The sequence below is a fragment of the Pedococcus sp. P2_F6 genome, from assembly GCF_056403675.1.
The window spans coordinates 726,095-749,762 of record NZ_JBFUEZ010000001.1; the positions used below are offsets into that span (position 1 = coordinate 726,095).

General features: G+C 69.8%; 23 protein-coding genes, 1 tRNA gene and 1 riboswitch. Of the genes, 12 read left to right on the top strand and 12 right to left on the bottom strand.

What is annotated here, in order from left to right; genetic code table 11:
* Positions 1 to 41: 41 nt before the first annotated feature.
* From AC1DWP_RS03450 to AC1DWP_RS03465, 4 genes are all read right to left on the bottom strand, one after another.
* Positions 42 to 118, bottom strand: a tRNA-Val gene (locus AC1DWP_RS03450).
* A gap of 143 nt (positions 119 to 261) precedes the next feature.
* Positions 262 to 753 (bottom strand): TIGR02611 family protein, encoded by a 492-nt coding sequence (locus AC1DWP_RS03455; protein WP_477613042.1) that lies wholly within the window; start codon positions 751 to 753, stop codon positions 262 to 264.
* Positions 750 to 1,592, bottom strand: coding sequence for an aminotransferase class IV (locus tag AC1DWP_RS03460; protein WP_477613043.1), 843 nt, complete (start codon positions 1,590 to 1,592; stop codon positions 750 to 752). Before AC1DWP_RS03460 ends, AC1DWP_RS03455 begins: the two co-directional genes overlap by 4 nt.
* A 7-nt stretch (positions 1,593 to 1,599) precedes the next feature.
* Complete coding sequence (locus tag AC1DWP_RS03465; protein WP_477613044.1) at positions 1,600 to 2,625, bottom strand: chorismate-binding protein; 1,026 nt, start codon at positions 2,623 to 2,625, stop codon at positions 1,600 to 1,602.
* Positions 2,626 to 2,660: 35 nt separating this feature from the next.
* Between AC1DWP_RS03465 and AC1DWP_RS03470 the strand changes: the two genes are divergently transcribed.
* The 8 genes from AC1DWP_RS03470 (at position 2,661) to AC1DWP_RS03505 (ending at position 10,974) form a co-directional block, all read left to right on the top strand.
* Positions 2,661 to 3,815 carry a CapA family protein gene (locus tag AC1DWP_RS03470; RefSeq protein WP_477613045.1) on the top strand — a complete coding sequence of 385 codons (1,155 nt, stop codon included), beginning with the start codon at positions 2,661 to 2,663 and terminating at the stop codon, positions 3,813 to 3,815.
* Between the two features lie 99 nt (positions 3,816 to 3,914).
* Entirely contained in the window at positions 3,915 to 5,069 is a 1,155-nt protein-coding gene (locus AC1DWP_RS03475) for an LLM class flavin-dependent oxidoreductase (RefSeq protein WP_477613046.1), read from the top strand.
* Positions 5,066 to 5,713 (top strand): FMN reductase, encoded by a 648-nt coding sequence (locus AC1DWP_RS03480; RefSeq protein WP_477613047.1) that lies wholly within the window; start codon positions 5,066 to 5,068, stop codon positions 5,711 to 5,713. Before AC1DWP_RS03475 ends, AC1DWP_RS03480 begins: the two co-directional genes overlap by 4 nt.
* 184 nt (positions 5,714 to 5,897) lie before the next feature.
* Positions 5,898 to 7,244 (top strand): HNH endonuclease signature motif containing protein, encoded by a 1,347-nt coding sequence (locus AC1DWP_RS03485; RefSeq protein WP_477613048.1) that lies wholly within the window; start codon positions 5,898 to 5,900, stop codon positions 7,242 to 7,244.
* A 220-nt stretch (positions 7,245 to 7,464) separates the two neighbouring features.
* On the top strand, positions 7,465 to 8,508 hold the full coding sequence (locus tag AC1DWP_RS03490; RefSeq protein WP_477613049.1) for a trypsin-like serine peptidase: 1,044 nt from the start codon (positions 7,465 to 7,467) through the stop codon (positions 8,506 to 8,508).
* A complete protein-coding gene (locus tag AC1DWP_RS03495; RefSeq protein WP_477613050.1) occupies positions 8,505 to 9,188 on the top strand; it encodes a hypothetical protein in 684 nt (227 codons plus the stop codon). Before AC1DWP_RS03490 ends, AC1DWP_RS03495 begins: the two co-directional genes overlap by 4 nt.
* Before the next feature lie 3 nt (positions 9,189 to 9,191).
* Entirely contained in the window at positions 9,192 to 10,103 is a 912-nt protein-coding gene (locus AC1DWP_RS03500) for a hypothetical protein (RefSeq protein WP_477613051.1), read from the top strand.
* A 103-nt stretch (positions 10,104 to 10,206) separates the two neighbouring features.
* Positions 10,207 to 10,974, top strand: coding sequence for an SDR family NAD(P)-dependent oxidoreductase (locus AC1DWP_RS03505; RefSeq protein WP_477613052.1), 768 nt, complete (start codon positions 10,207 to 10,209; stop codon positions 10,972 to 10,974).
* 83 nt (positions 10,975 to 11,057) lie between these two features.
* Here AC1DWP_RS03505 and AC1DWP_RS03510 read toward each other — a convergent pair whose 3' ends face one another.
* Both AC1DWP_RS03510 and AC1DWP_RS03515 read right to left on the bottom strand, forming a co-directional pair.
* Positions 11,058 to 11,648, bottom strand: a complete 591-nt coding sequence (locus AC1DWP_RS03510) for a hypothetical protein (RefSeq protein WP_477613053.1) — start codon at positions 11,646 to 11,648, stop codon at positions 11,058 to 11,060.
* 130 nt (positions 11,649 to 11,778) lie between these two features.
* Positions 11,779 to 12,288, bottom strand: coding sequence for a pyridoxamine 5'-phosphate oxidase family protein (locus tag AC1DWP_RS03515; RefSeq protein ID WP_477613054.1), 510 nt, complete (start codon positions 12,286 to 12,288; stop codon positions 11,779 to 11,781).
* A 124-nt stretch (positions 12,289 to 12,412) separates the two neighbouring features.
* On the opposite strand from AC1DWP_RS03515, the gene AC1DWP_RS03520 reads away from it, so the two are divergent.
* Entirely contained in the window at positions 12,413 to 12,868 is a 456-nt protein-coding gene (locus AC1DWP_RS03520; RefSeq protein WP_477613055.1) for a pyridoxamine 5'-phosphate oxidase family protein, read from the top strand.
* Here the strand turns inward: AC1DWP_RS03520 and AC1DWP_RS03525 are convergent.
* The 4 genes from AC1DWP_RS03525 to AC1DWP_RS03540 all read right to left on the bottom strand — a co-directional run bounded on the left by AC1DWP_RS03525 (position 12,846) and on the right by AC1DWP_RS03540 (position 16,926).
* A complete protein-coding gene (locus AC1DWP_RS03525; RefSeq protein WP_477613056.1) occupies positions 12,846 to 13,499 on the bottom strand; it encodes a response regulator in 654 nt (217 codons plus the stop codon). The genes AC1DWP_RS03520 and AC1DWP_RS03525 overlap by 23 nt on opposite strands.
* Positions 13,500 to 13,597: 98 nt before the next feature.
* Positions 13,598 to 14,545, bottom strand: a complete 948-nt coding sequence (locus AC1DWP_RS03530; protein WP_477613057.1) for a universal stress protein — start codon at positions 14,543 to 14,545, stop codon at positions 13,598 to 13,600.
* 58 nt (positions 14,546 to 14,603) lie between these two features.
* Complete coding sequence (locus AC1DWP_RS03535; RefSeq protein ID WP_477613058.1) at positions 14,604 to 16,259, bottom strand: GAF domain-containing sensor histidine kinase; 1,656 nt, start codon at positions 16,257 to 16,259, stop codon at positions 14,604 to 14,606.
* A 25-nt stretch (positions 16,260 to 16,284) separates the two neighbouring features.
* Positions 16,285 to 16,926 carry a CBS domain-containing protein gene (locus AC1DWP_RS03540; protein WP_477613059.1) on the bottom strand — a complete coding sequence of 214 codons (642 nt, stop codon included), beginning with the start codon at positions 16,924 to 16,926 and terminating at the stop codon, positions 16,285 to 16,287.
* A 164-nt stretch (positions 16,927 to 17,090) separates the two neighbouring features.
* Here AC1DWP_RS03540 and AC1DWP_RS03545 point away from each other — a divergent pair, with 164 nt between their 5' ends.
* Positions 17,091 to 17,516: an OsmC family protein gene (locus tag AC1DWP_RS03545; RefSeq protein WP_477613060.1), complete on the top strand. Its 426-nt coding sequence runs from the start codon at positions 17,091 to 17,093 to the stop codon at positions 17,514 to 17,516.
* Between the two features lie 39 nt (positions 17,517 to 17,555).
* Positions 17,556 to 18,542 (top strand): magnesium transporter CorA family protein, encoded by a 987-nt coding sequence (locus AC1DWP_RS03550; protein WP_477613061.1) that lies wholly within the window; start codon positions 17,556 to 17,558, stop codon positions 18,540 to 18,542.
* Between the two features lie 21 nt (positions 18,543 to 18,563).
* Here AC1DWP_RS03550 and AC1DWP_RS03555 read toward each other — a convergent pair whose 3' ends face one another.
* Together AC1DWP_RS03555 and AC1DWP_RS03560 are read right to left on the bottom strand one after the other, a co-directional pair.
* On the bottom strand, positions 18,564 to 19,619 hold the full coding sequence (locus tag AC1DWP_RS03555; protein ID WP_477613062.1) for a ribonucleotide-diphosphate reductase subunit beta: 1,056 nt from the start codon (positions 19,617 to 19,619) through the stop codon (positions 18,564 to 18,566).
* Positions 19,616 to 22,045, bottom strand: coding sequence for a ribonucleoside-diphosphate reductase subunit alpha (locus AC1DWP_RS03560; RefSeq protein WP_477613063.1), 2,430 nt, complete (start codon positions 22,043 to 22,045; stop codon positions 19,616 to 19,618). The genes AC1DWP_RS03555 and AC1DWP_RS03560 overlap by 4 nt, the downstream gene beginning before the upstream one ends.
* A gap of 139 nt (positions 22,046 to 22,184) precedes the next feature.
* Positions 22,185 to 22,426, bottom strand: a riboswitch (cobalamin riboswitch).
* Positions 22,427 to 22,493: 67 nt separating this feature from the next.
* On the opposite strand from AC1DWP_RS03560, the gene AC1DWP_RS03565 reads away from it, so the two are divergent.
* Positions 22,494 to 23,654: a DUF4185 domain-containing protein gene (locus AC1DWP_RS03565; protein WP_477613064.1), complete on the top strand. Its 1,161-nt coding sequence runs from the start codon at positions 22,494 to 22,496 to the stop codon at positions 23,652 to 23,654.
* Positions 23,655 to 23,668 lie beyond the last annotated feature (14 nt).

Below are 23,668 nucleotides of genomic sequence, written 5' to 3' on the forward strand. Positions count from 1 at the left end.
GTCCGGTCCAGAACCGCGGGGGTGCTGCCATGACTTCGTGCTGGTGGACGTGAAGGGACTCGAACCCATGGCCTCTCGCGTGTGAAGCGAACGCTCTAACCAACTGAGCTACACGTCCAGGTGCCCTCGTCACACACGGTGACGGTCGGGCCTGCCGAAGAATAGCCGGATCGGGCGGATCAGGTGAAATCCGGGGGTGTCCCGGGAGTCACCGGCCGCTTCTCGGGCCGGCGACAGCCCGCCGGGTGGCCGCCCGCCGGGTCACAGCCCCGGGAGCCCCTTGATCCAGTCCTCCGCGAAGTCGGGCAGGAGGCTGGGGACCCCGGACACCAGGAACATGGCGTAGAAGACCAGGCCGACCAGCGCTGCAGTCCCGAGGGCGACGAGCGCCTTGACCCACAGGGGCTTGGGCTCGAGCCAGTCCGCCCACGCCCGCACCTTGGCCCTGGCGAACTTCAGCAGGCGCTGTGCCCAGTCGAACTCCGACGCCCAGACGGCCAGCCCGACGAAGATGATCACCCAACCCGGACCTGGCAACGGGAGCAGGACCACACCCCCCACCACGATCAGCATGCCGATGATGCCGATGACCCACTTGTAGATCCGGTGCGTGTGCTGGTTGGACCGGATCTTGCGCCGCCACTCCCAGTCGGACTCCTCCTCGGCGACGAGCTCCTCGGCGACGGCCTCCCGAGCGGCCACGTCCTGTGCCCCTGACTCCCCCGCTGACGGTGGGTCGCTGCCCTCGTTCACGGGTCCATCCGCTCGGCGCACAGGCGCGCGAACACGGCGGCGGCCCTGGCCGTGACCGGACCGGGTTGGAGCGCACGGTCGTCGACGCCGTGAACCGCCAGCACGTCCTTGGTGCTGCTGGTGATGAACACCTCGTCGGCTTCGCGCAGGACATCCAGGGGCAGGGTCTGCTCCCGCACGTCCAGGCCGTCCTCGCGGCACCACTCGATGGTGACCTCCCGCGTGATTCCCGCGAGGCAGCCCGAGTCGAGCGGTGGGGTGAGGATCGTCCCGTCCACCACGACGAAGATGTTCGAGCCCGTGCACTCGCACAGCTCGCCCCGCGTGTTGCCGAAGACGGCCTCGATCCCGCCCCGCTCCTTGGCGTACGCGAGCGCGACGACGTTCTCGGCATACGACGTGGTCTTGAGCCCGGCCACGGCGGAGCGCTCGTTGCGGGTCCAGGGCACCACCGCGACCGAGGCGCTGGCGGGCGGCCGCGGCTGCGGACCCGCCGTCACGATGTAGGTGAGGGGGCTGTCGTCACGGTCCGAACCGAGCGGCCCGGCTCCCCCGGTGACGGAGTAGCGCAACCGGCCGAACTCGATCTCGTCGCCGGCCTCGAGCACCGCCTTGGCCCCCTGGGCGATGTAGTCGTGGTCGGCGGCAGGCAGGCCCAGGCCGGCCAGCGTCCGGTCCAGCCGACGTGCGTGCCGGGTCGCGGCGAACACCTGGCCATGGTCGACCTTGGCCGTCTCGAAGGCCCCGTCGCCGACCGTCACGCCGTGGTCGAGGGCGGAGATGGACGGCTCGTCCACTCCGGTCAGTCGACCGTTGACCCACACCCTGACGTCGCTCATGACTCGCTCACGCCTCCACCCTCCCAGATGCCAACCCGATGAGTCGCGCGGCTTTCACCCGTGTCTCCTCCCACTCGCCGACGGGGTCCGATCCCCAGGTGATGCCCGCGCCGGTGCCGAACCGCAGCCAGCGCCGACCGTCCTCGTCCCGCTCTGCCCAGAACGAGCGGATACCCACAGCGAGTTCCGCCGTGCCCCGGTCGGCATCGATCCAGCCGATGGCACCGCAGTAGGGCCCCCGAGCCACCGTCTCCAGATCCGAGATGGCCTGCAACGCAGTGTGTTTGGGCGCCCCAGACACCGAACCCGGGGGGAACGTCGCCGCCATCACCTCGGGCCACCCCACCCCCGGGCGCAGCTCTCCCGACACAGCGGACACGAGGTGGACCATGCCAGGGTGCTCCTCGGGGCGGCAGAGGTGGTCGACGCGCACCGTCCCCTCCCGACAGACGTGCGACAGGTCGTTGCGGACGAGGTCGACGATCATGACGTTCTCGGCATAGTCCTTGGGCAGCATCGCCTCGAGAGTCGTCGCTGTTCCCTTGATCGGACGGGACTCGAGCCGGTCCCCGCCGCGCAGGAGGAACGCCTCGGGGCTCGCGCAGACGACGTCCAGGCCGACGGACGGCACCGTGATCCGTCCCGCGTGGGGTGCCGGGTTGCCCCGTTCCAGCAGCCGCGCCAGGCCGTCGAGGTCAGCGCCCTCGGGGAGCTCGTGGGACAGCACCCGGCAGAGGTTCACCTGGTAGACCGTGCCCGCAGCGATCCGCTCCCGGATCTCCGCGACCCCGTCGAGGTATGCCGCCCGGTCCAGGCTGCTCTCCCACTCCCCTTCGAGAGGCGACCAGCTCGCGGGTGTCGGGGGCGCGGCATACCGGGTGACGTCGGCGAAGCGGACGGCGGTGACGTCGCCCTCGAACTCGGCGACGACGGCCCAGAACCCCGACTCCAGGGACGCCAGGTCGTGACGCACCTCGACGGGGCGGGTGGCGTACAGGTCGCCGAACCGTGCGTGCCCCGTCGCCGCCTCCACGATGGCGATCCTAGGCCGACCTAGACTCACCGATCATGCGCCCTCTCTCCCCAGGTGTGGCCGCCCCCGTCGCGGCCCTGGCCGTGGCGCTGGCCGCGACCGCCTGCGACGGTGCACCACCCCCTCGTCCTGCGAGCACCCGGCCGCCCGCGAGTACCTCGACGACGGCCGGTGGGACTCCAGTGACGACACCGGCCCCGCCCACGACGACCACGCTCCCCACCTCGGACGCGGGCACCCTGACGATGGCGTTCGCCGGGGACGTCCACTTCGAGGACTACCTGGCCCCGCTCGCCCGCGACCCCCACGGACTGGACGAGCTGCAGACCTCGCTCGGTGCAGCGGACCTGGCCATGGTCAACCTCGAGACGGCGATCACCGAGCGCGGCACCAAGATCGGCAAGGAGTTCCACTTCCGCGCTCCGGCGTCGGCGCTCGACACGATCAAGAGCGCCGGGATCGATGCCGTGAGCATGGCCAACAACCACGGAGTGGACTACGGGCCCGTGGGACTCGTGGACACCCTGGCGGCCAAGAAGTCGAGTCCCGTCCCGATCGTCGGCATCGGCAAGGACCAGGAGGAGGCCTTCGCCCCCGCGATCCTGCGGGCCAAGGGGCTCCGAGTCGCGGTGTTCGGTGCCTCCGAGGTCTTCGAGATGACGCTCGCGCGCTACTCGGCGGGTCCGGGCAAGGGCGGGATCGCCAGTGCGAGTCCGGTGGACCGGCTCCGGTCGGCTGTGTCGGCCGCGGCCGCGAAGTACGACCTCGTCGTCGTCTTCCTGCACTGGGGTCTGGACTACCAGGCGTGCCCCGACCGGCTGTCCGTCCAGACCGCCGAGGCGCTCGAGGGCGCCGGGGCCGACATCGTCGTGGGCGGACACTCGCACCGCGTCAACGGGGCGGGCTGGCTGGGGCGCGCGTACGTCGACTACGGGTTCGGGAACTTCGTCTGGTGGCGCAGCCGCGAGCCGGACGCCCGCTCAGGGGTGCTGACGCTGTCGATCGACGTCGATGCCGCCCGCGGCACCGAGCGCGGCAGGTCGAGTGCGGTGCGCAAGGCCGTCTGGACCCCCATGCTGATCGGCGCGGACGGCATACCGCGCGAGCCCGACGCTGCGAGCAGCGCCCGGTTGCTCAGGCTCTGGCAGCAGGCCGGCGCGTGCGCGCGTCTGGATGCCACGCCGGAGTGACCCAGGCGCCTGCGCCCGGAATGAAACCCGGCGGCTCGCGGTTCATGTAGTTGAATTCGCAACTACTTATCCACCTACCTCACGAGGAGCGCGAGCCCGATGCAGTTCGGAATCTTCACCGTCGGTGACGTGACCATGGATCCGACCACCGGCACGACCATCAGCGAGCACCAGCGGATCAAGAACACCGTGGAGCTCGCACGCCAGGTCGAGCAGGTCGGGCTGGACGTCTTTGCCACCGGTGAGCACCACAACCCTCCGTTCGTGCCCAGCTCCCCCACCACCACGCTCGGCTTCATCGCGGCGCAGACCGACAAGCTCCTGCTGTCCACCTCGACGACTCTCATCACGACGAACGACCCGGTGAAGATCGCGGAGGACTACGCGACCCTCCAGCACCTCGCCGACGGCCGCGTGGACCTGATGATGGGCCGCGGCAACACCGGCCCCGTCTACCCGTGGTTCGGCAAGGACATCCGCGACGGCATCCCGCTGGCCATCGAGAACTACGCGTTGCTGCGCCGCCTCTGGACCGAGGACGTCGTGACGTGGGAGGGCAAGCACCGCACGCCCCTGCAGTCCTTCACCGCCACGCCACGCCCGCTCGACGGCATACCCCCGTTCGTGTGGCACGGCTCGATCCGCAGCACTGAGATCGCGGAGCAGGCGGCCTACTACGGCGACGGCTTCTTCCACAACAACATCTTCTGGCCGATGAGCCACACCCGGCAGATGGTGGCGCTCTACCGTCGCAGGTTCGAGCACTACGGCCACGGCTCCGCGGACCAGGCCATCGTCGGGCTCGGCGGGCAGGTGTTCATGCGAGCCAACAGCCAGGACGCGGTGCGCGAGTTCCGCCCCTACTTCGACAACGCACCCGTCTACGGTCACGGACCGTCCCTGGAGGACTTCAGCCGGGAGACGCCCCTCACCGTGGGTTCGCCCGACCAGGTGATCGAGCGGTATGCCGCGATGGCCGACTCCGTCGGCGACTACCAGCGCCAGCTGTTCCTGCTCGACCACGCAGGGCTGCCGCACCGGACGGTGATGGAGCAGGTGGAGATCCTGGGCACCCAGGTCGTGCCCGAGCTGCGGAAGATCGCGGCTGCGCGCAAGCCGGCCCACGTTCCGGACGCCCCCACTCACGCCAGCCGACTGGCCGCGGCGACCAGGCACGCCACCGAGCGCCCCGCCACGCACGCCACCACTTCCGCCACCACTCCCGCCACGCAGGACCTGGAGGTCACCCGATGAGCTCCCAGCAGACGAGTGCCCGGCAGATCGTCGTCGTGCAGGCCGGGCTGGGCCAGCCCAGCACCACGAGACTGCTCGCCGAGCGGCTGGCCACCGCCACCCAGGACGCCTTGCTCGAACGCGGCGACGAGGCGGAGGTGACCTTCGTCGACCTGCGCGAGCACGCCCACGACCTCGCCAACACCCTGCTGACCGGCTTCGCCACCGGCGGCCTACGCCTGGCCCTGGACGCCGTCCGCGACGCTGATGCGGTGATCGCCGTGACGCCGGTGTTCCAGGCGTCCTACAGCGGACTGTTCAAGACGTTCGTGGATGTCCTGGACGACTCGGCCCTGCGCGGCACCCCGGTGCTCATGGCGGCGACCGCCGGCACGGCCCGCCACTCCCTGGTGCTCGAGCACGCCATGCGACCGATGTTCTCCTACCTCAAGGCGGTCACGGTGCCGACAGGCGTCTTCGCGGCCTCTGAGGACTGGGGCACGGGCGGCACCGTGGATGCCGGCTTGTCGAGCCGCATCACCGTCGCCGCGGGCGAGCTCGCCGACCTCGTCACCGGCGGCGCGGCGCCTGGGTCGGCGTCAAGGGCCGCTCGGGTCGACGAGTTCGCCGATCCGGTGCCGTTCGAGGAGCTGCTCGCCGGCTGAGACGCGCTAGGAGCCGACGGCATTGACGTCATCACCGCCTCCGTCGGCAGACTCCCGAACCACGGCACCAACCTCACCTAGCACGTGGCACCGACAGTCCCATTGCGATGAATTCCATTGCGCTGCAACCAATTTCCCAGTTACGGCGCTTGCGAAGGAGCTCGAACACCTGTACGATTGCGACATGTCGATCAGCCCGATTGCCGAGCAGCGTGACGAGGTCCAGCGCGACCTCTGGGCGCGCACCGCGACCGTGGCCGGCCGGTTGAACCGCGCCCACGCGGAGCTGGTCGACGTCGCGGCCGAGCTCATCGAGGGCGACCACTGGGGCGACGGCGGGTTCCGCTCCCCCGAGCACTACTTGGTCGTGCGGGCAGGGCTGTCGCCGGCGCACGCGCGAGACGTGGTCGCGGTGGCGCGGCGGCGAGCTGAGCTCCCGACGATGGCCAGGTCGGTCGCGACAGGTGCCCTGTCGCTGGACCAGGCCGCTGTCGTCGCCCACCACGTGCCCGCGTCGCACCAGCGGTCGGTCGGTGAGCTGGCGGTGCACATGACGGTGCCGCAGCTGCGGCGAGCAGTCTCGCGACACGCGTTCACCGTTCCTCCTGGCGACAGTGACCCGGCGGAGCCCAACGAGCCGAGCTCGCCGACAGACGCCTCCGTCGCACAGGGCCACGCGGAACGTCGAGCCTGCGCGCGTCCTGAGCTGTCCATGCACTTCGACCGCGACGGCCGGTTCCAGCTGCGCTACAGCGCACCGGCTCCCATCGGAGCCCTGGTCGAGCAGGCACTCAAGGAAGCCAAGGACGCGCTGTTCATCGCCCAGACTGGCGCGGCACCGCCCGAAGACACGAAGAGCGGGCAGGGCTCCAGTGGTGGCGAGGGGGCGTCCGTCGTCCCGCTGGTGCACGATTCCAGGGCGGACCGTCCCACGTACGCCGATGCCCTCGAAGAGATCGCCCACCGGGCGCTGTCGACCGTGACGTCGACCAGCCGGTCCAGTCACTACCGGGTCTATCTGCACCTGTCGACCGATGGCGCCTGGATCAACGGCGGCGGAGCGATCCCGCAGCGACTCCTGAGCCGCTTCCTCTCCGACGGCATGGTCCAGCCGGTCTGGGAGACCGATGGCCGGCCGGTCAGCGTGGGCCGCGCCATGCGGATCCTGCCGAGTCGGTCGCGTCGGCTCATCGAGGACCGCGACCGCGGCTGCCGCTTCCCGGGCTGCACGGCCACCCGGTTCGTCGAGATCCACCACCTCGAGGAGTGGGCATCGGGCGGCGCGACCGACGTCGATAACCAGGTCAGTCTCTGCCCGTTCCACCACGACGCCATCGACCGTGGCGACGTCACGATCAGCGGCGACCCCACCCGACCCGACGGCCTGGCGGTGACCAACCGCTACGGGCTCCCGGTGCGGCCCCCCCTCCCACGCAGAACTGGTCACACCAGCCGGTGGCGAGCCGCCGGGCACCTGGCTGGGGCACGCGGCCTACCAACCACCCACGGGCGAACGCGCCCGCTGGGCTGACATCGAGGTGCCGCCGGACCGCGACCTGCCGCCACGAACCCGCCTGCGCGCCGTCCCTGCGGGCTGACGACCTCCGCGCGGTCCGACTCGTGCGGCGCGTTGCCCGATCGCCCCTACGTCATCTTGCTGATGCCCAGCGGGCGACATCGCGCCCATACTGAGGCATCTGCAGGGAAGCCCCTCCGACCAGCAGCAAGGACGACCACGGAGGCGTGCCGCGATGGCGATCATGAGTGCCCTGCCCGACCCAGCGCAAGGGGCAGACCCTACGGCTGCCCTGCCTGAACCCACGTTCACGCCCGGGCCGGCCACGGTCGAGCAGATCGAGGCAGTGCGGTCGGCGAAACGGGATGCGTGGCGGACCGAGCCGTTGGCCCGCAAGGTCGCGTATGCCAGGCGGCAGGGCGCACCGGTGGCCGGCAACGCATCGCCGACCGTCGTCGACGAGACCCTCGAGCGGATCTTCAAGAACGCCGACTTCCTGCCGGGGTGGTGGCTGGGCGCGGGCGCGAAGCGTGCCGAAGCCGTCGCGAAGCTCACCACCGCCATGGAGATGGGCACCGGTTTCCTCGTCTCGCCATGGGTCTTGATGACCAACCACCACGTCCTCGACTCGGCCGAGACCGCGGCGGACACCATTGCCTGGTTCCGCTACGTCGAGGACGAGGACGGCGCGAGCCAGCCCACGAAGGTGGCCCTCCAGCCCGAGCGGTGCTTCGTCACCAGCCCCGCCGACGACCTGGACTTCACCCTGGTCGCCGTGGCCCCGGTCGCGGACAAGCCCCCGGGCGAGACGTTCGGCTACATCGCCATGCACGGCGGGGTGGGCAAGATCGTGAAGGGCCAGCCGGTCAACGTCATCCAGCACCCCCAGGGGCGGCACCGCGAAGTCACCCTGCGCAACAACACCTTCAGCGGTCCCCTCGTCGACGGCCAAGGGGTGGAGAACCCCAAGTACCTGCTCTACGACGCCGACACCGAACCCGGCTCATCCGGGGCTCCCCTGCTCAGTGACAGCTGGGAGCTCATCGGCCTCCATCACGCCAGCGAGCAGCAGCGCAACACCGAAGGCCAGTTCGTCGACCTCGACGGCAACCTCGCCGACGCCGACACCCCTGAGAACAAACGGATCTGGGTCGCCAACCGCGGCATCCGGATCTCCGCGATCGTCAGGGACCTGTCCGCACGAACCATCGATGCGAGCAACGGAACCGAGGCAGCGGAACTGGTCAGCCACGCGCTCGGACTGGGCGGGAACATATGAGCCGGGCACCGCTGTTGGTCCACGGGCGAAGCCGCATCGACCTCAGCGGGCGTCGACCACTGCAGGCACTGCTCGCCCTGCTGCTGGCGTCGATCCTGGTCGCCTGTGCCGGGTCCGGCGGTGGCGGGTTGGCGACCGACAGCTCGACGTCGGACCAGTCGACCTCCGAGCCCGGTCCCGAGCCGGCACCCACCCCAGAGGACACGGACCCCACCACCCCGGCTTCGTCGAGCAGCAACAGCAACCCGGCGATCTCCGTCGCACGCCTGCCGGTCGGCGGCGGATCCGCGCTGCGTGAGGACGACCCCACGCTGCAGTGCGCCGAGGTGTCCTGGATCGCCAACAACAACGGAGAGATCCCGCGCGGTACCGCGGTGGAGATCACGAGTCCCCTGTTCACCCCGAACGTCTTCAAGGTCGTACGGGGAGGATGTGGTTCCTCGCAACCCAACTGCGTCGGCTACATCTTCCGGTCGACCGCCCAACGCTGCGACCTGCTCGTCCGGCTGGTCGGGACGATCCCCCAGGACACCAGTCCGTCCGTGGGCTTCAAGGGTCTCGTCTACTGTCCGCGCAACGACTCCCCCACGTGCCGGCAGTTCGTGGCAGCGCTCGGCGACCAGCCGCAGATCTCCGTCCAGCTCACCGTGCCACCATCCCCAGAACCCGAGACGACCTGACGGATGGCAACCGAGCCCAGCCGACCGGGGGCGCAGGACGACGACACTCCCAGGAGCCCCAGCACCGTCGCCAGTCCTGACACCTCCGCCAGCACCTCCAGGCTGTCGTGGGACCGGGTCTACAGCTTCGCGGGCAACATCGTGGCTCCCGCGACCGCGCTCAGTGCGTTGCTCTTCTACTTCGGATACGTCTCGACGCGGGCGCAGTACCTCTACTTCGGCCTGGACGTCGACACCATCGGCCTGTCGACGCAGGCCTTCGTCATGCGTAGCCCGCAGCCGCTGCTGGTGCCGGTGCTCGTCCTGTTCCTCCTCGTGGCGGGTGGCGTCGCCGTCAACCGTTGGCTCGGGCCCCGACTGACCGGACACGCCCGGGCCACTCTCATCGTGGGCACGACCATCCTCGGCGTCGGGCTGGTGGTGCTGTTCTCGTACCCCGTCTCCGGACGGTGGACCTACTACCCGCTCGTCGCCCCCGTCCTCCTCGCGCTGGGAGCCGGCATCACGGCATACGCCATGGGGCAGCGGCACGGCACGGTCCGCCTGCGTGTCGCGCTGTGGCTCACAGTCGCCGCCGCTGTCTTCTGGACGAACGCGACGCTCGCGCAGTGGTCGGGCACGGGGCTGGGCCAGGAGCAGGCCGGCCGGCTCAACGAGCTGCCGAGGGTCGTCCTCGACACCCGCGAACGGCTCTACCTGCGCAATGCCGACGTCTCCGAGGCTGCCCTGCAGACGGAGGAGGGGCAGACCTTCCGGTACCGGTACCGCGGTCTGCGGCTGCTGGTGCAGAACGGCGACCGGATGTTCCTCGTGCCCTGTACCGAGCGAGTCACCCCATGTCCGTACCACCAGGGCAGCGCGACCCTCGTCGTGCGGTTCTCCGACAACACCCGCGTGCAGTTCCTCGCGCCCTAGCAGGACAGGCCGGTGAGCCAGGCCCCGGCAGCGGTGATCGCTGCGCGGGTATGCCGCGCGGCCACCGGTGTCGCGTGTGTTACCCGAGATCTAGATTGGTCGGATGAATGCACTCGACCGCTTCTCCCTGGCTGATCGGGTCGCCGTCGTCACCGGCGCGACCCGAGGCCTGGGCGCCGGGTTCGCCCAGGCCCTCGGCGACGCAGGTGCCTCCGTCATGCTGGTCGGACGAGACACCGCCGCGGCTGAAGATGTGCTGGACTCGTTGCGAGGCAACGACATCCGGGCAGACTTCGTGGCGGCCGACGTGACTGTGGCCGAGGACGTGCAGCGCGTCCTGGACTCGACCCTGTCCCTCCACGGCCGGGTCGACGTCTTGGTCAACAACGCCGGCGCCTGCGTCCACGCGCCGGCCCTCGACGTGACGCCGGAGGACTGGCGTGCGGTCATGGCCGTCAACCTCGACGCGGTGTGGACGTGCTCGCAGATCTTTGGCCGACAGTTCGTCTCGCAGCGCTCCGGGTCGATCGTCAACATCGGCTCGATGTCGGGGTTCATCGTCAACCGGCCGCAGTGGCAGCCGGCCTACAACGCCTCCAAGGCGGCCGTGCACCACCTCACGCGCAGCCTGGCCGCCGAGTGGGCTCCACACGGGGTGCGCGTGAACGCCCTGGCCCCCGGCTACATCAAGACGGACATGTCCCCCGTCGACGACCCGCAGTTCCGTCAGCACTGGATCGACGACGCCCCCATGCAGCGCTATGGCACCGTCGATGAGCTCGCCCCGGCGGTGATCTTCCTGGCCAGCGACGCGTCCTCGTTCGTCACCGGGTCCGTACTCGTGGCCGACGGCGGCTACACCGCGTTCTGACTCGGTGTAGCCGGGTCAGACGGCCGGGCACGACAGAGCCCCCGTTCCGGGGGAACGGGGGCTCTGGTCCTTGACCGGTCGGGCTAGGCGATCGCGGGCTTCGGCGCGGTGCGGCGCGAGCCGACACCGACCTCTTCCTCGACCGGTACCCGGCGCAGGTGCATGAAGCCGAGGAGTGCCAGGGCGATCATCGCCGCCGCGCCGAGGAAGGCGGCCCACGCGGCATACATCGCGATCTTGCCCATGGTGCCGAAGGCGTAGGCGTTGAGCAGCAGGCCGCGCAGGGTCTCGCCCTTGAAGGCCAGGTCGACCATGGCCTTGGCCTTCGGGTCGTCAGGGTTGGCGCGGGCCGCGGCGCTCAGCTCGGAGTAGGTCTTGCCACCGGTCGACTCGTTGAGGTGGACCTTGATGAAGTGGTCCGCATAGGCCTTTGCCTGCGCACCCGTGGTGAGCTGCTGGCCGGCGTACTGCTCGAGGTAGGGCTTGACCAGCGGGTCGTTGAGCTGCTCGCTGCCCTGGGCGGGGAAGGTGATGTGCTGGGCCGAGAGCTGGGAGTGGACCTCGTTGTCCACGAAGCTGCTCGCCCACGTCATCAGTCCCCCGACAACCAGGAGGACTGCGGCGACGATGAGGCCGCCGGTGGTGAGCAGGGCGTCGAGTGTGCGTCGTCGCATGGTGGCGATTCCTCCTGTGGTGCGTTGCACCGTGGTATTGGTTCTGACAGAACAACTTTCGCGTGGCTGAGTGCGTCGGATCAGGGCCTAAGGTCCCGTCATCTCGGGGCCGGTTCGAGTGGGCCGCGGGTCACTCGTCTTGCTTCGTGTGCGGAGGGTCGGCGGAGACGTGCCCACCCCGCACGGCGAACCGACGCCCGGACACCGAGTCCGGGTGGATCCGCATGATGCGCGGCTTGGGGGCGTCGTGCCACGGATACAGCGGCAGGCGGAGCGCGTCCAGCGCGTCGTCGAGGTCGTAGACCTCATGGGCGACTCCACGCACGACGACGCTCCACGCCGTCGCGTCACTCGTGTCGTAGCCGTCCACCTCGAAGGCGACGAAGGCGCCGTCGGATGAGGTGAAGAGAGTGCCGGACCCGGTGCGGAACACCAGCGACCCGTGGTCGACGGCGTAGTTGACCGGGAAGATGTCGGGACGTCGGTCGTGGATGACCGCCGCGCGCCCGACCACCCCCTGCCGGAGCCTGGCCCAGCACTGGGCCACCGTGAGCACCTCCGCCGGGCTCTCCCCGGGCTGCTCGTGCTGCTCGTACGTGTGGAGCGAGGTGCGGTGCGTGTCGTCGCGGTGCGTGTCCATGGGTCCACAGTGACGCGCCCGGGTATGCCGTGGTCAGGGTCCAAGGTCCCTGTCGCCGGCCACTTCGCCGGACAACCCTGAAGGCAGAGGCCAGCGGCCGGCCGGCCCGAGCCGAGGAGGAGCCATGTCGTCCACCCCCACCAGACGCACCGTGATGTCCGACGTCGTCAGGCCCACTGACCACACGGGCCTCGAGGTCCTCGACCTCGAGCAGTGCCGCTCACGACTGGCGCAGGTGCCCGTCGGTCGCCTCGCCTTCCACCTCGACGGAGAGCTGGCCATCCTGCCAGTCGTGCACACCCTGGACGGGGTGGACGTCTGCTTCCGCACCGCGGGTGACTCCAAGCTCCAGGTCGCCATCGACCGGGACGTCGTGGCCTTCGAGGTCGACTGGTTCGATGCGGCCACGCACAAGGGTTGGAGCGTCCTGGTCCAGGGAACGGCCATGCTCGTCGAAGACGAAGCGGACGTGCGACGACTGGACTCGGTGGCCCGCATGCCGTGGGTGCCGTCCCACGAGGGACCCAGCACCTGGGTGAGGGTGCGCACCCAGAGCATCACTGGTCGCGAGCTGGTCTGACTCCCTGCCCGGCGATGTAGACCGCAGCCTGAGTGCGGCGCTCCATCCCGAGCTTGGCGAGCACCGAGGTGACGTAGTTCTTCACCGTCTTCTCGGCCAGTGACAGCGAGTCACCGATCTGCCGGTTGGTCAGGCCCTGCGCGATGCAGTCGAGGATGCGGCGTTCCTGCGGGGTGAGGGCCGCCAGCCGCGGATCGGCCGGCTGCTCGTGTCCCCAGGCCTGACGGAGCCGCTCAACGACGTCGGGGGCCAGGAGGGACTCCCCCGCGGCGACCCGCCGGATGGACGTGACCAGGTCGGCACCGCGGACGTCCTTGAGCACGTAGCCGGCCGCTCCGGCCGCCACTGCGGCGGTCAGCGCCTGCTCGTCGTCGTAGGACGTGAGGATGATCGCGCGGATGCTCGGGTCGACGGACCTGACGTCGCGGCACACGTCGATCCCCGAGCCGTCTGGGAGCCGCCCGTCAAGGACCATGACATCGGGTCGGAGGGCGGGGATGCGGCGGCTGGCCTCGTGCGCCGACCCCGACTCACCCACGATCTCCAGGTCGTCCTCCACCTCGATCAGCTCGCGCAGGCCACGTCGCACGACTTCGTGGTCGTCGAGCAAGAACACGGTGATGCCCACCACTGATCACTCCCTCTCGTCCACGAGCCTACCGAGGCGCGCAGTCGACGGAGGGGGACGCCACGTCCACACGGTAGCGGCGCTCAGGCCATCGGGCCGGATCACAGGGAACCCCGACGCACGACCACCACGGGGCTGGCCGAGCGACGCATCACGCCGTGGCTCACCGAGCCCACCATGAGGCCCGCGAAACCGCCCTTCCCGCGACTCCCGATGACCACCAGGCCCGCACGACGGGACTGCTCGACGAGGACGTCGTCGGCGCGCCCCTCGATGACGGACCCCGTGACCGTCAGGTCGGGGTCGACGGAGCGTACCTGCGCGATGGCCTCGTCGACGGCTGCGTGCGCCACCGACACCCACGGCTGCGCCGATGACGAGAAGGACACGTCGTCCGGTCCGTCGGGCCACGCCGTGACCGATGGCGCGCGCCAAGCGCTCACGACGTGCAGCGGTGCCTGCCACCTGCGGGCGAACTCGACGGCGAGGGCCACCGCGGCCAGTGCCGGACGGGACCCGTCGATACCGACGACAACCGGCCACGATGTGCCCGGGTGTCTCTCCGCGCCCTCGCCCACCACGACCACGGGGCACCGGGCGTGCAGGGCCACGGCGAAGGAGACGGACCCGAGGACGGCTGCCTGGAGGGCGCTTCGCCGGTTTCGCCCGACCACCACGAGCCCGGCCTCGCTGGACCGTGCGACCAGCTCGCCGGCAGGACCGCCGACGACCCCCACGGCCCCGATGGCACCGTCGGGGTTGCACGACCGGGCAAGGTCCACGCCCCGTGCGGCCGCCGCCCGACTGAGGCTCCACAGGTCGGGCACCGGGCGGATCACACCGGCGCCCACTGGCGTCTGGACCGGTGGATCGGAGGCGCTGAGGACGATGAGCTCCGACCCGAGCCGTGCGGCTTCCGTCGCAGCCCATTGAACCGCCGCCACGGACGCGGCGCTCTCGTCGAACCCGACGATGACCGGGGCACCGACGAGTCCGGTGGACGGAAGGGCGCGACCGGTCCTGGGTGGGCTGTCGAGGTGAGACGTCATGCACCGAGAATGCGCCCGGCGCACCGGTGAAGACAGGGGCGAAGGTCCCTGCGTCGGTTCAGCCCTCCGACAGGAGTGGGACCTCCCAGTCGAGCACCGTGCCGCCGGTGGCGACCGGAGCGAGCTCGAAGCGGCCCCCGCGGCCGTGCGCCCGGCGCGCGAGGTTGTCGAGCCCGGACCGGTTGGCGTCCGACGGCAGCCCGACGCCGTCATCCCGGACCCGCACCAGCACTGTGTCGGACACCTCGATGACGACCTCGGCCTGGCTGGCCCGGGCGTGCCGCGCGACGTTGCTGAGCCCCTCCCTCACAACCGCCAACAGGTCGGCCGCGATGTGCTCAGGAACGTCGGCGACGCTCCCACGCATGGTGAAGGACGGCGCGAAGCCCAGGCTCACGGCCGCGCCCTCGCAGATGGTGGTGACCTCGGCCGCAAGACTGCGGGCGTCAGGGGCGCGGTTGAGCGCAAAGATCGTGTGCCTGATGTCCTTGATGACGGCGTCGACCTCGTCCACTGCCGTCTCGATGCGTTCGCGGGCAGTCGGTTCGCTGGTCAGGCGACTCGCGGACTGCAACGACATGCCTGTGGCGAACAGCCGTTGGATGACGTGGTCGTGCATGTCCCGGGCGATCCGGTCGCGGTCCTCGAGGAGGTCGATGCGCGACTTCTCGCGTTGCGCACTGGCTGCGGTGAGGCCCACTGCCAGTCGCTGGGCGAAGTCGAGGAGGGGTGCCGAGATGCCACCGAGCTCGACAGGCAGCCCGTGGACGACCATCACCCCCAAGGCCTGCGGTCCGCCCGTCGAGAGGGGCACGACGACGTGGTCCGCCGCCGGGTCGGGTTCGCTGGGCGCCGCGGTCAGGGTGGCGCGGGTCTCCGCGTCATCCAGGATCGTGCCGACCCCGGCCGCCTTGGGTCCCGCCGACGCCACGACAACCAGGTCGCGACCGGTGGGCTGGGCGATCAGCGCGCCCTCGGCACCAGTGAGGACGAGGACGCGATCGACGGCGTCCGCGAGGACATCGGCCTCCGACCCGCCTGCCAGCAGGGCTGACACGAGGTCGCGGGTGGCCTCGCCCCAGTGTTGCTGCGTGACGCTGCGGTGGTAGAGCCGTGCGTTGTCGATCGCCACCCCGGCTGCTGCGGCGAGGGCGGTGAGGATCGTCTCGTCGTCCTCGCTGAAGCGCTCCGCGTTGCGCTTGTCGGTGAGGTACAGGTTGCCGAAGACCTCCTTGCGGATCCGCACCGGCGCCCCGAGGAAGCTCGTCATCTCGGGATGGTTGGCGGGGAAGCCGTAGGAGTCCGGGTGGTCGCTGATGCGGTCGACCCGCTGGGGGTGGGGGCTCGTGATGATCATCCCGAGCAGGCCCCGGCCGTGCGGAAGTGGACCGATGGCCGCCCTGTCCTCGTCCGAGATGCCGTGGGTGACGAACTCGATGAGCTCTTCCCCGTTGGGGCCGAGCACCCCCATGGCGCCATAGGTGGCGTCGACCAGCTGGCAGGCAGACTCCACGATCCGCCGCAGGACCGCTGCAAGCTCCAGGTCCGAGGTCACCGCCACCACGGCATCGAGCAGGGCCTCGAGCCGCTGCTGCGCCGTCCGCGCGCTGCCGGCCCGGGACCTCAGCTCGGCGATCAGGTCGTCGAGGTCGAGCCCGGAGAGCCGCGCGATGGTGCCAGGCCCCTGCGCCGGTTGCGTCTCCTGGTCTGCCACACGCCCCATCGTAGGGTGGCAGGCGTTACCCCGACCGGTGTTCGTCGGCCCGTCGATCCCCTGGGCCCGTCTCGACCTCCACGACCACGTCCCGGACCCCCGGACCTGTCGCCACGACGGACGCTGCGAGTCGCGCGTCGCTCCGGCTCAGCACCCCGGTGACAGTCACCACCCCACGAGCCACCGACACCTCCCAGGCAGGCCGGTCCAGCTCCGCCACGTCGCGGACGACCCGCAACCAGATGTCGGCGTCACGCGTGGCCAGGGCCCGGATGACATCGCTGCGGCTGACCATGCCCGTGAGCTCGCCGTGCTCACCCACCACCGGAAGGCTCTTCCACCCGGTGTCTGCCAGGATCCGCGCAACCTCCGACACGTCGCTCGCCTCGTGGGCAACCAGGGGGTCGGCGCTCATCACCTCGTGGACGGCGGATGGCCACGGCTCGGGCCGGCCGTCATCGACGGGCCGGAGGTGCGCCCGCGGGTCGGTCGCGACGTGGAGCCGCAGGATGTCGGCCTCGCTGAGGATGCCGACGACCCGGCCTTCGGCGTCCACGACGGGCAGGGCGGAGACGTGGTGCTCGGCCAGGACGCGCACAGCCGCGTCGAGCGCCGAGCCGTCCAGCACCGAGACCACGTCTCGGGTCACCAGCTCCCGGACCAGCATGTTTGCCTCTTTCGATGGATGTCAGGGGTCTACCGCTTGGTACTCCAGAGTGGCTCCCGGACGGTCGACGCCACAGGGTCCTTCGTCCCTGCCCGTTGCGGTTGTGGGTCGAGCGCCTAGATTGGGCAGGTAGTCGTCCCACGTCCGCTCAGCAAGGAGTGCCCATGGCCACCACCCGCACCGCGTCCGCCCACTGGGAAGGCTCACTCATGGAGGGCTCGGGCCAGGTCGAGCTCCAGTCCTCCGGGATCGGGACGTATGCCGTGTCATGGCCCTCCCGCGCCGAGGAGGCGAACGGCAAGACGAGCCCCGAGGAGCTCATCGCCGCCGCGCACTCGACGTGCTTCTCGATGGCCCTGTCCAATGTGCTCGCCAAGGGGGGCAACCCCCCGACGTCGCTGGACACCACGGCCACCGTGACGTTCCAGCCGGGCACCGGCATCACCGGGAGCGCTCTGTCGGTCGTCGGGAACGTCCCCGGCATCACCGCCGAGCAGTTCGAGGAGGCGGCCCAGGACGCCAAGGCCAACTGCCCGGTGAGCCAGGCCCTCAAGATCCCGATCACCCTGGAGACGAGCTTCACCGGCTGAGGCCGGACGCTCGCCAGCCACGGGTCGAGACACACCACCATGATCGGCACCTGCTGGGTGTCGGAGGCCGGGCTCGAGGAGCACGACGTCGCCCAGGTCGACGCCCTGCTGCAGCGCGACGACGGGTTCGTCTGGGTGGACGTCCCCGAGTTCGACGACGCCGCGGAGGCGGTGCTGCGCGAGCGGTTCCATGCGCACCCCATGGTCGTGAAGGCCTGTCGTGAGCGGAACTTCGTCCCCTCCGTGCACGGCTACGAGGAGCACACCTTCGTCATCGTGCACACGCCCCTGGCCGGCGAGGGCGGGCACGTCCACATGCTCGAGCTCGACCAGCTGGTCGGCACCCGCTACCTCGTGACCGTGCACGGTCCGCGCAATCCCGCGGTCTCCCTGTTCGACGCCACCGAGGAGACCAGGACCGTCCGGGAACGCATCGAAGCCGGACGGTTCCGCCCCAGGACCCCGAGCGAGCTGTCCTATGCAATCGGGTCTGCGGTGGCCCGTCGGCAGAGCGCGGCGGTCAAGTCTGTCGCAGGCCGGCTCCCGGCCCTGGAGATGCGGGTGATGGGTTCGGACTTCCACCAGCCCGAGGAGCTGCTCGAGGAGCTGTTCCTGCTGCGCCACGAGCTGCTCATCTCCCGAACCCAGGCTGGGCAGGCCCACGAGGTCTACGGGCGGCTGGCCTCGCTCGAGCGGTTCGCCAGCGACGAGTCACGGCGGCACGCCCGCGACCTGTCCGAGCAGTTCGACCGGGTCCGCAGCCTCGCTGACGGTGAGAGCCAGTTCCTGTTCGGCGTGATCGAGCTCTACCAGACCCGGGTCACGACCAAGATGACCGTCGCGATGGAACGCCTCGCGGTCATCGCGGCGATCACCTTGCCCGTCACCGCCATCGCGTCGGTCTACGGCATGAACGTCATCGTCAACAACCAGACCCACTGGACGCAGCTGATCATCGTCCTCGTGGTGATGGCCTCGATCAGCCTGTGGCTGCTGCGCTGGGCCCGCCGCCAGGGCTGGTGGTGAGCCAGCCCTGGCGGCCCCCTCCTAGAACTCCTCGTTGAAGGCGACCGAGCCGGACACCCCGACCTGGTAGGCCGAGACGCGACGCTCGAAGAAGTTCGACAGCTCCTGGACGTCCTGCAGCTCCATGAACGCCAGCGGGTTCTTCGAGCCGTACTCCGGGTCGAGCCCGAGCTGTTCGAGCCGCCGGTCGGCGACCGACTCGAGGTAGGTGCGCATGTCGGTGACGGACAGGCCGGCCACGCCTCCACCGAGCAGGTCCTCGGCGAACTGCGCCTCGGCGTCGACGGCGTCGCGCATCATCGCCCGCACCTGTGCGGCGAGGTCGTCGTCGAAGAGGTCCGGCTCCTCGCGCCGCACCGTCTCGACGACGTCGAACGCGAACGCCATGTGCATCGACTCGTCGCGGAACACCCAGTTGGTGCCGCTCGCCAGCCCGTTGAGCAGGCCGCGCGACCGCAGGAAGTAGACGTAGGCGAAGGCGCCGTAGAAGAACAGCCCCTCGATGCAGGCGGCGAAGCAGATCACGTTGAGCAGGAAGGCCCGTCGGTGCTCCCTGGTCTCCAGCTTGTCGAGGTCGAACACCGAGTCGATCCAGCGGAAGCAGAAGTCGGCCTTGTCCTTGATGGACGGGATGTTGTCGACCGCGGCGAAGGCCTCTTGGCGCTGCTGCTCGTCGGGCACGTAGGTGTCGAGCAGGGTCAGGTAGAACTGCACGTGCACGGCTTCCTCGAACAGCTGGCGGCTGAGGTAGAGCCGCCCCTCGGGGGAGTTGATGTGCTGGTAGAGGTTGAGCACCAGGTTGTTGGCCACGATCGTGTCGCCGGTGGCGAAGAACGCCACCAGCCGCCCCACGAGGTGTCGCTCGGCGTCGGTGAGGCGCTGGAGGTCCTTGAGGTCCGTGTGCAGGTCGACCTCCTCGACGGTCCAGGTGTTCTTGATGGCGTCGCGGTAGCGCTCGTAGAAGTGCGGGTAGCGCATCGGCCGCAACGTCAGGTTCATCCCCGGGTCGAGGAGCATCCGCGTGGCCGAGTGGTCGGTCGCGACGGTCGTGTCGGTGGTGGTCTGGTCGATGCTCACTGGCAGGCCTCGCAGCTCTCGGGGTTCTCGAGGGAGCACGCGACGGCTTCCTCGTCGGGGACGGTCGGGATGGGCGCGGCGACGGAGATGGTCGCCTGCTGGATGCGGGTGGCTGGGCGGGACCGCAGGTAGTAGGTCGTCTTCAGGCCGGCCTTCCACGCGTAGAGGTACATCGAGCTCAGCTTCCCGATCGTCGGTGAGGCGAGGAACAGGTTGAGCGACTGGCTCTGGTCGATGTAGGGCTGGCGGGCAGCCGCGATGTCGATGAGGGACTTCTGAGGCAGCTCCCACGCGGTGCGGAACAACAGCCGTACGTCTGCAGGGATCGACGTGATGCCCTGGACCGAGCCGTCACTGCGCTTGATCGCCTCGCGCACCTCGGGGGTCCAGAGCCCGCGTGCCTTGAGCTCGCGCACGAGGGCGGTGTTGACCTGGAGGAACTCCCCCGAGAGTGTCTCGCGCTTGAACAGGTTGGACACCTGTGGCTCGATGCACTCGTAGGCGCCCGCGATCGAGGCGATGGTTGCCGTGGGCGCGATGGCGATGAGCAGCGAGTTGCGAAGTCCATTCTCCTTGATGGCGTTCCGCACCGACTCCCAGCGCCGGGTCTGAGTCGGCGTGACACCCCAGAGGTCGGGTTGCAGATCACCGCGCGCCGCGCGCGTCTGCTGGTATGCCGGGTGCGGGCCGTGCTCGCCCGCCAGCTCCGCGGACTGCTCCAGTGCCGACAGGTAGACCTCCTCCGCTATGCGGGTGGACAGCTCCTGCGCCTCGGACGAGTCGAACGGCAGCCGCAACGCGAACAGCACGTCCTGCAGGCCCATGACGCCCAGGCCCACGGGCCGCCATCTCGGGTTGGACGCCGCGGACTCGGCGGACGGGTAGTAGTTGATGTCGATGACGCGGTCCAGGTAGGTCACGGCCGTCCGCACGGTCGCCCGCAGCTTGTCCCAGTCCATTGCGTCGCGACCACCGGTCAGGTGCTGGGCCAGGTTGACCGAACCCAGGTTGCACACGGCCGTCTCGTCGTTGCTGGAGACCTCGATGATCTCGGTGCACAGGTTGGAGAGGTGGACGACCGGCGCGCCGGGCACCTGGTCGTCGCTGGTCTGGTTGCACGTCCGGTTGCTGGCGTCCTTGAAGGTCATCCAGCCGTTACCGGTCTGGGCCAGGGTCCGCATCATCTTGCCGTAGAGCTCGCGTGCGCTGACCTGGCGCACGAAGCGTCCGTCGCGCTCCGCCGCGGCATACACAGCCTCGAAGGCCGGACCCCACAGGTCCGGGAGTTCGGGCACCTCGTTCGGGTCGATCAGGCTCCACTGCTCGTCGGCCTCGACGCGGCGCATGAACTCGTCGGGGACCCAGTTGGCCAGGTTGAGGTTGTGGGCTCGGCGGGCGTCCTCGCCGGTGTTGTCGCGCAGCTCGAGGAACTCCTCGATGTCGGGGTGCCATGGCTCGAGGTAGACGCACGCGGCTCCCTTGCGGCGACCGCCCTGGTTGACCGCGGAGACCGACGAGTCGAGGGTGCGCAGCCACGGGACGATGCCGTTGGAGTGACCGTTGGTGCCACGGATCAGCGCCCCACGGGACCGCACCCGCGACCACGAGATCCCAATGCCACCAGCGAACTTGGACAGCTTGGCGACCTGGGTGTAACGGTCGTAGATCGACTCCAGCTCGTCCTGGGGCGAGTCGACGAGGTAGCAGGACGACATCTGGGTGTGCCGCGTGCCGGAGTTGAACAGGGTGGGAGAGCTGGGCAGGTAGGCCAGCGAGGCCATCAGCTGGTAGAAGGCGATCGCTTCCTGAGGTGTGTGCGACAGGCCGCAGGCCACCCGGAGCAGGAAGTACTGGGGGGTCTCGATGACCAACCGGGTGTCGGGGTGGCGCAGCAGGTAGCGGTCGTAGACGGTGCGCAGCCCGAAGTACTCGAATCGCCGGTCGTTGGACACGTCGACGGCGTGGTCGAGCTTGCGCGCGTTGGCCTCGACGAAGGCAGCGGTCTCGTCACCGATCAGTCCCTCGAGGTGCCCGAGGCGGACGGCCTGGCTGAACGACGCGATCTGCTGCCCGCGGACCTCCTTGTCGATGTAGTTCGACAACAACCGGGCTGCGAGCCGGGAGTACTCCGGCTCGGCCGCGGTCATCTCTGCCGCCGTCTGGATGGACAGTCGGTCGAGCTCGGCGGTGGTGGCTCCGTCGTAGAGGCCGCTGATGGTCCGGGTGGCGATCGCCATGGGGTCGACCTCGGCGAGGTCGTCGCACCACCGCTCCACGGCGCGGACGATCTTCATCACGTCGACGGGTTCGGCGTCGCCGTTGCGCTTGCGCACGGCCATCGTCGTGCGTCGGGTGGTCGTCGCTTCGGCGGCCTCAGGGGGGTGGACGACGTCACTGTCGACCACGTCGGTGCTGGTGTCGGTCACTGCTCTCTCCTCGCGAGCGAATCGGTGCCGCGGACGCGAGGAGGAGACGACGACGCAGCCACGCGCGTCGCCGAGGGCGACGGGGTGCGGTGCTGCGCATGTCGTGTGACCCGCCCTCGAGGCCACGACTCACCGCGCACGGTGTGCACGGTCGCTGGCAGGTCTTCGGACTCGCGGACGTGTCGTGCCGGCGACCCGGATCTGGTGGGTCGCCGACTCGGTTCCTACTGGCCGTCGCTTCCCACCCGCGTGTGCGAGCAGTGCTTGATGACGGCGGTCGTTTCCGCTTACCGCTGCGGGGCAGTCCCGGAATCTCACCGGGTTCCCTCTTGCCCCGAAGACCGATTGCGCGGCCTTCGGACCAGCAAGAGACACCATATGCGGGTGGTTGGCGCAAAGCGCGGCACCACATGTTGGGTCGGCGTGTCGCTTCCCTAGGATTGCCTGCATGCGGCGCGCCATCCCCTTCGCGGCCAGCGCGGCAATCGTCCTCCTTGCCCTGGTGGGGTGCTCCGCCCCTTCACCAAGCGGTGCGCCGGCACCGCCTGCCGGCACCCCGGCATACCCCCGACTCACCCCGACCTGCCCGGTGGCGACCTCCACAGGGAGGCCGCCCACCGTGACGGTCGGCCAGCTCAACCGGATCGTCGCGGGCCTCGACCTGCCGTTGTGGCAGGCCGGCGACATCGGCGCCAGCGCCCGACTCCCGGATGAGCGGATCGTGTGGGTCTTCGGCGACACGGTGCGCCGCGAAGGGATCTCCCCGCGGATCGTGGCCAACTCCATGCTGGTCACGAGCGGACTGTGCACGTCCCAGGTCGAGACGTCAGCGCGGGGACCGGCGATCCCCGACCGCGCCGATGGCGTCGTCCACTGGCCGATGTCGGTGGTGTCGCTGTCGAGGCCGGACGCTGACTTCCTCGTCGTCATCACCGCACGCATCCGTCGTGGCGTTGCGGGAAGCTTCGACTTCACGTACCTCGGCAGCAGCGCAACGGTTTTCGAGGTGCCCACCGGTGGGGCCCCGCAGCTGCGGCACCAGCTGGACATCACCCCCGACAGCCCCGCGCCCGACCAGGTCAACTGGGGCTCGGCGATGACCGTGAGTGGTGACTGGCTCTACGTCTACGGCACCCGGCTCCCCACTCGCCACTCCTTCGGACGAGCGCTGTATGCCGCCCGCGCACCGGTGGCTGCCGCGCGTGACCGCTCCACGTGGCAGTTCTGGGACGGCGCGGCCTGGGTGTCGGAACAGGATCGCGCTGCGGTGGTCCTCGCGGCCGAGGGCGGGGTCTCCCAGACCTTGTCGGTCGACGCCGTCGACGGCCACTTCGTCATCGTCTCCAAGCGGGACGGCGACCTCGGCAACACGGTCTACGCGTGGTCGTCGGACTCACCCGTCGGCCCCTGGGCGGCTCAGCGAGGGACGAGGGCGGAGTTCCAGGACCCGTCGGGACAGCTCAAGTACGCTCCGCTCGCCCACCCCGGGATCGCGCTGGCCGACGGACGACTGCTCATCTCGATCTCGCGCAACACCACCGACTTCGGCCGGCTGCTCGAGGACCCGACCCTCGGACGGCCGGTGTTCGCCGAGATCGACCGCCCCTGAGGAGGAATCAGGGT